This is a genomic window from Bordetella petrii (assembly GCF_020991325.1).
In the GTDB taxonomy this organism is placed as follows: Bacteria; Pseudomonadota; Gammaproteobacteria; order Burkholderiales; family Burkholderiaceae_B; genus Bordetella_A; species Bordetella_A petrii_E.
Genome location: NZ_JAJMLX010000269.1, coordinates 1 through 6,052 on the forward strand (window position 1 = coordinate 1; position 6,052 = coordinate 6,052).

Below are 6,052 nucleotides of genomic sequence, written 5' to 3' on the forward strand. Positions count from 1 at the left end.
TGGGCGCCACGGGCCTGGTCCAGGCCAGCGAACAGCCGGCCGCCAAGCCGGCCGCGCCAGCGGCCAAGCCCCTGCCCGCCTATGCCGCCTGGAAAGACGCCGACAGCGTCATCGTGCATAGCGCCAACACCATCGAAACCCGGCGCGGCGCCTTTGGCGACGGCGTCATCACGCCGGCGCGCGAACTGTACGTGCGCAACAACCTGCCGCCTCCGGACGCGGCCATCCTGGATGACCGCGACGCCTGGACAGTCGAGATCCAGGGCGTGAAAAACCCGCGCACCCTGACTTTGGGCGAACTGAAGACCCTGGGCGTGGATACCCTGGCCACGGTACTGCAATGTTCCGGCAACGGCCGCGGGTTTTTTCCGCACAAACCCAGCGGCACGCAATGGCAGGTGGGCGCCGCGGGCTGCGTCATGTGGACGGGAATCCCGGTGCGCACCCTGGTTGAATACCTGGGCGGGCTGGAGGGCGATTCGGAATACATGACAGGCACCGGTGGCGAGACCCTGCCCGCGGGGCTGGATCCCAAGACCCTGATGGTGGAACGCTCGGTTCCGCGCGACACCATGCAGGACGCCATGCTGGCCTGGGAAATGAACAACGAGCCGCTGTCACTGGCGCATGGCGGGCCGCTGCGCCTGATCGTGCCGGGCTATACGGGCGTGAACAACGTCAAGTACATCAAGAAACTGGCGTTCACCGCCGAGCAGAGCCCGGTGAAGATCCAGCAGACCAGCTACCGGCTGGCGCCCATGGACGCCAAACCCGGCCCCGGTCATCCCTCGGCCTGGGCCATGACACCGAAATCGTGGATCACGGCGCCCGGCGCCGACGGCGAAGCCGTCAAGGCCGGCCGCGCGCTGGTGCGTGGCGTGGCCTTCGGCGGCATCCACGCCGTCAAGCGGGTGGATGTGTCCACGGACGGCGGCAAGACCTGGAAGGAAGCCGCCCTGGTGGGCCCCGACCTGGGCAAGTATGCCTGGCGCCAGTTCGCGCTGGCCGTCGAATTGCCCGCCGGCGAGCACACGCTGGCCAGCCGGGTCGAGGATACCGAAGGCAATGTACAGGTGGAGGAGCGCGTCGAGAACGTGCGCGGCTACCTGAACAGCAGCTGGCGCGACCATGCGCTGAAGATCAACGTATCGTAGGAATGGCAGCACCGATGCAGCAGCAAGCGCAACTTCTTTCCGCCCGCCGCGCCGCCGCGCGGCGGATCATTTTGCCGGCACTGGTGGCCGGCTTTTATATGGCCGCGGCCGGCGCGGCCGAACCGGCCGACGCCGAGGCCGGCCGGGCACTGTTCAACAAGAACACCACGCCGGCCTGTGCGGTCTGTCATACGCTGGCCGATGCCGGCGCCGCCGGCACTATCGGCCCCAGCCTGGACGAACTGAAGCCCGACGCCGCGCGGGTGGCCCAGGCTGTGCGCAATGGCATCGGCGTGATGCCCGCCTTCGAATCGCTCAGCGATGCCGACGTGGAAACGCTGGCCAATTACGTGTCCAGCGCTACCGGCGCCGCGCAATAGGCCTGCGCAACAACCGGACGGATAGCGGCGCCTGGCAGCCAGAGGGAGCCAGGCACCCGCCTCACCGGCGCTGGCGCTCAATCTTCAGGCAGCAGTTGCGGGTTCCACGCCACTTCCCACAGGTGGCCGTCCGGGTCTTGGAAGTAGCCTGCGTAGCCGCCCCAGAAGGTGTCGGCGGCGGGCTTGACGATGGTGGCGCCCGCCTCGCGCGCCTGCCGCATGACCTGGTCGGCTTCGGCCTTGTCGGTCACGTTGTGCGCCAGGGCGATGCGGCTGCCCTGCGCGGCTATCGGGATGCCGCTGTCGTGGGCCAGGCTGGCCCGCGGCCACACCGCAAGCTTCAGGCCGGCATGCAGGTCGAAGAACGCGACCGCGCCGTGCTCGAACTCGGCGCCCATGATGCCCTGAGTGGGCAGCCCCATGCCGTCGCGGTAAAACCGCAAGGCGCGGTCCAGGTCGTCTACGCCCAGCGTGATCATGGTGATGCGAGGTTTCATGTGAAGCTCCGGAATGTCGGGTTCGGGAATCAAGATGCCAATGCCGCGGCCGCGCGCTCGGCCACCCGCAAGGTGCCGGTCGGGTCGGCGCCATCCTGCGCCATCCACACCGCCGACAGGCCCGCCCAGGCCAGCACCCACTGCAACAGGCGCCGCGGCTCCAGGCCGGCCGCGCCGGCCACGATGTCCAGCCGCCGTTCAAACCGCCCGCGCGCCAACGCCGCGCGGCATGTCGGATTGCAGAACAGGTTGGCGTAATCGAAGCCACGTTCGCCCTGCAAACCCTTCGGGTCGATGGCCAGCCAGCCCCGCGCGCCGAAATCCAGCACATTGCCATGGTGAATGTCGCCATGCAACACCGTCGCGTCGCCAGGCCGGGCCAGCAGTTCACGTGCCGCGCCGGCACACACCTTCAATACGCCCTGCCCGCGCCGCGCCGCGGGATGCAGATCGCGGAACCAGTCATGCAGGGATACCAGCGGCGGCGGGGCATGCGGGCGCGGCCGATGCAGGCATGCCACCGTATCGCACAGGATGCGCGTGGCCCGGGCGTCGTCGCCCGCGGCCATCGCGGCCAGCGAGCCCGGCCCCTGGGCGCGCTCCAGCAGTACGGCATGGGCATCATGCGCCAGCACAGACGCGGCGCCATTCCCCTGCCACCACGCCATCAACTGTGCGCCGCGGCGCTCTTCGTCCGCCTGGGCAAGTTTCAGCATGGCCGCCACCCCGTGCCGGCGCACCGGCAGCAGGCGGCTAGTGGCCGTCGTGAACGGCTTGCCGTCCGCCACCAGGTGCCAGTCGCGCAAATAGCGGTCGAAAATATCCATGGAATGCCTTCAAGCGCCAACGGACCATTAAATCATCGTGTCAGCCGGCGGGTAGTAACATCGGTTGCACTCACCCACTGCCGGAGCCCTTTCTTGAAATACCGCAAACTCGGCCGCACCGATACCGAAGTCAGCCTGATCGGCCTGGGCACCATGACCTGGGGCGAACAGAATACCGAAGCCGAAGCGCATCAGCAGCTCGATTACGCCCTGTCGCGCGGCATCAACCTGGTGGATACGGCCGAGATGTACCCCGTGCCGCCCAAGCCCGACACCCAGGGCCGCACCGAAGCCTATATCGGCACATGGCTGGCCAGGACGGGGCGCCGCCACGACATCGTGCTGGCCAGCAAGGCCGCCGGCCCGGTGCGCGACGCCAAGCGCCCCGGCCACATCCGCGACGGCAAAACCTTCCTGGACCGCAAGAACCTCACCGCCGCCCTGGACGCCAGCCTGAAGCGCCTGCAAACCGATTACCTGGACCTGTACCAGTTGCACTGGCCCGACCGCAGCACGTCCACGTTCGGCCGCGCGTATCCGTGGGTGAATGACGACCACACCGTGCCCATCCAGGAAACGCTGGAAGTCCTGCAGGATTTCGTGCGCGCCGGCAAAGTGCGCCACATCGGCGTGTCCAATGAAACCCCGTGGGGCGTGGCACAGTTCCTGAAGCATGCCGAAAACCACGGCCTGCCGCGCATTGCGTCCATCCAGAACCCCTACAGCCTGCTCAACCGCACCTACGAGACCGGGCTGTCGGAATTCAGCCACCTGGAGCAGGTTAGCCTGCTGGCCTACTCGCCGCTGGCCATGGGCGTGCTGGCGGGCAAGTACCTGGACGGCGCCCGGCCCGAAGGGGCGCGGTTGACGCTGTTCACGCGCTTCACCCGCTATAGCAACGAACAGTCCGAAGCCGCCACGCGCAAGTATGTGCAGTTGGCGCGCGACCATGGCCTGTCGCCCACCCACCTGGCCCTGGCCTGGGTCAACCAGCAGGCGTCCGTGGCCAGCAACCTGATCGGGGCCACGAATCTGGACCAGCTCAAGGAAGACATCGACAGCGTCGACGTCACGCTGTCGCAGGAAGTGCTGGACGCGATCGACGCCATCCACGCCCAGCACCCCAACCCCTCGCCCTGATCCCCGATACGCCGGGCAAGCAGCGCAAGGCCGCTCAGCCCGGCTCGAAAAGCTCGAGCAGGCGGCCCAGCACGGGATTGGCATTGTCTTGCCGCCAGGCCAGCCCGTGCTGGACACGCCTGGCACTCTTGGGCAGCGCGCGGAACACCACCCCTTCGACGTTCAAGGCCTGGATTTCGCGGGGAATCAGGCCCACCCCCACTCCCGCCGCGATCAGGCACAACAGGGTCTGCGACGCCGCCGATTCGCGCACGACGCGCGGCACGAAGCCCGCGTCGCGGCAAATGACCTCCATCGCCTGGCGCAGGTGAAACCCCTGTCCGGACGGATAGGCCACGAAGGGTTCGGCCTGCAATTGCCGCAAGTGCAGCCGCCTGGCCTGGGCATACGGATGCGACGCCGGCAGCGCCATGGCCAGCTCGCTTTCCAGCGACACCCGGGTCGACAGGCCCGGGCCTTGCACCGGCAGAAAACAAAGGGCCGCGTCCAGTTCGTCTTCCAGCAGCATCAGGCGCAAGGCACCGGTGGGCAACGGCCCCTGGATATCCACCATGATGTCGGGATACGCTTGCCGCAAGCGGCTGAGCAGCCGCGGCAACTGCGCCTGGCTGGCCCGGCCGGTGTAGCCCAGGCGCAGCTTGCCGGTCTGGCCCGCCTGGGCGCGCCGGCTGGCCTCGACGGCATCGTCGATCAGCCGCGGCAAGCCGCGCACGTGCTCCAGGAAGGCCTGTCCGGCGCTGGTCAGCGCCACCTTGCGCGTGCTGCGCTCGAACAGCCGCGCACCGACCTCGTCTTCCAGCTCACGGATACGCTGGCTGAGCGGCGGTTGCGCGATGTGCAGCCGCCGCGCGGCGCGCGTGAAGCTCGCTTCTTCGGCAACGACGATAAAGCTGAACAAATGGCGCAGTTCCATGGTTTCCTGGTTTCGCGTCCCGGCCGTGTCGGCCCGCCATAATTATATGCATGACATATAAATCATGATCTGAATATGTATTAGACATACATAATCAGAAGGGGCTACGCTGTGCCCGCACATCAAGATCCATAGGGAGACAGGCATGGCATTGTTGAAGGGCCGCGTAGCGCTCGTTACCGGGTCGTCCAGCGGCATCGGGCTCGCCGTGGCGCACCGCCTGGCCGAAGAAGGCGCCCACCTGGTGCTGAACGGGCTGGCCAGCGAAGCGGAAGCCCTGGCACTGTGCCAGGCATTTGAACAACGCCACGGCGACCGCCCCGAGTTCATGCGCTGCGACCTGCGCGACTACCTGCAGATCGAGCAGATGATTGCGCAATTGAATACCCGCCACGGCGCGCTGGACGTGCTGGTGAATAATGCCGGCATCCAGCATGTCAGCCCGATTGCCGAGTTCTCGCCGCAGATCTGGCAGGACATGCTGGCCGTCAACCTATCCGCCAGCTTTCACACCATACGTACCGCCCTGCCCGCCATGCGCGAACGCAACTGGGGCCGCATCGTGAACATGGCGTCCATCAGTGGCCTGCGCGGCCGGTCCGGCAAGGTCGGCTACAACGCCACCAAGCACGGCCTGATCGGCCTGACCAAATCGGTGGCGCTGGAAGCCGCGCCCACGGCCATTACCTGCAATGCCATCTGCCCGGGCTGGGTGCACACGCCCCTGGTGCAGAAGCAGATCGACGCCCTGGCCGAACGCGAAGGCCTGGACAACGACACCGCCACGCAGCGCCTGATCGGCCTGCGGCAACCGTCCGGCCGCTTCGTCACGGTGGAGCAGATCGCCGAGCTGGCGGTGTTCTTCTGCTCGCCCGCCGCCAGCGAAGTGCGTGGCGTGGCCTGGGCCATGGATGGCGGCACCACCGCGCAATAGAGGGCATCGCGCCAATGATCGACCACACACACGACGCCGCGGGCAAAAGCTGGGTACCCAGCGCCCACTCGCACGAGCAGTTTCCCCTGCAAAACCTGCCCATGGGCGTGCTGGACCTGGATGGCGGGCGCATTGGCGTGGCCATCGGCGACCAGGCGCTCGACACGCGCGCCGCGCTGGACGCGGGCCTGCTGGCCGGATTGAGCC

At 67.4% G+C, this 6,052-nt stretch carries 7 protein-coding genes and 1 pseudogene; 5 read left to right on the forward strand and 3 right to left on the reverse strand.

Translation table 11 applies throughout. The features are described from left to right. Window positions 1-1,154, forward strand: a 1,154-nt coding sequence (locus LPZ50_RS20405) for a sulfite oxidase (protein WP_230664412.1), incomplete at its 5' end; no start/stop codon positions are given. A gap of 14 nt (window positions 1,155-1,168) precedes the next feature. Then, window positions 1,169-1,534, forward strand: a complete 366-nt coding sequence (locus LPZ50_RS20410; protein WP_230664414.1) for a c-type cytochrome — start codon at window positions 1,169-1,171, stop codon at window positions 1,532-1,534. A gap of 77 nt (window positions 1,535-1,611) precedes the next feature. Here the strand turns inward: LPZ50_RS20410 and LPZ50_RS20415 are convergent, their stop codons facing one another. After that, a complete protein-coding gene (locus LPZ50_RS20415) occupies window positions 1,612-2,031 on the reverse strand; it encodes a VOC family protein (RefSeq protein ID WP_230664416.1) in 420 nt (139 codons plus the stop codon). A gap of 29 nt (window positions 2,032-2,060) precedes the next feature. Beyond that, complete coding sequence (locus LPZ50_RS20420; RefSeq protein ID WP_230664418.1) at window positions 2,061-2,858, reverse strand: aminoglycoside phosphotransferase family protein; 798 nt, start codon at window positions 2,856-2,858, stop codon at window positions 2,061-2,063. Window positions 2,859-2,951: 93 nt separating this feature from the next. Between LPZ50_RS20420 and LPZ50_RS20425 the strand changes: the two genes are divergently transcribed. After that, entirely contained in the window at window positions 2,952-3,998 is a 1,047-nt protein-coding gene (locus tag LPZ50_RS20425; RefSeq protein ID WP_230664420.1) for an NADP(H)-dependent aldo-keto reductase, read from the forward strand. Window positions 3,999-4,032: 34 nt separating this feature from the next. Here LPZ50_RS20425 and LPZ50_RS20430 read toward each other — a convergent pair whose 3' ends face one another. After that, complete coding sequence (locus LPZ50_RS20430; protein ID WP_230664422.1) at window positions 4,033-4,911, reverse strand: LysR substrate-binding domain-containing protein; 879 nt, start codon at window positions 4,909-4,911, stop codon at window positions 4,033-4,035. A gap of 145 nt (window positions 4,912-5,056) precedes the next feature. On the opposite strand from LPZ50_RS20430, the gene LPZ50_RS20435 reads away from it, so the two are divergent. Next, complete coding sequence (locus LPZ50_RS20435) at window positions 5,057-5,845, forward strand: 3-hydroxybutyrate dehydrogenase (RefSeq protein WP_230664424.1); 789 nt, start codon at window positions 5,057-5,059, stop codon at window positions 5,843-5,845. A 14-nt stretch (window positions 5,846-5,859) separates the two neighbouring features. Then, window positions 5,860-6,052: pseudogene (locus LPZ50_RS20440) on the forward strand (fumarylacetoacetase); the annotation flags it as partial.

Coding starts and splice junctions, on each gene's coding strand:
- LPZ50_RS20410 (WP_230664414.1), top strand. CDS start 1,169: ATGCAGCAGCAAGCGCAACTTCTTTCCGCCCGCCGCGCCGCCGCGCGG.
- LPZ50_RS20415 (WP_230664416.1), bottom strand. CDS start 2,031: ATGAAACCTCGCATCACCATGATCACGCTGGGCGTAGACGACCTGGAC.
- LPZ50_RS20420 (WP_230664418.1), bottom strand. CDS start 2,858: ATGGATATTTTCGACCGCTATTTGCGCGACTGGCACCTGGTGGCGGAC.
- LPZ50_RS20430 (WP_230664422.1), bottom strand. CDS start 4,911: ATGGAACTGCGCCATTTGTTCAGCTTTATCGTCGTTGCCGAAGAAGCG.
- LPZ50_RS20435 (WP_230664424.1), top strand. CDS start 5,057: ATGGCATTGTTGAAGGGCCGCGTAGCGCTCGTTACCGGGTCGTCCAGC.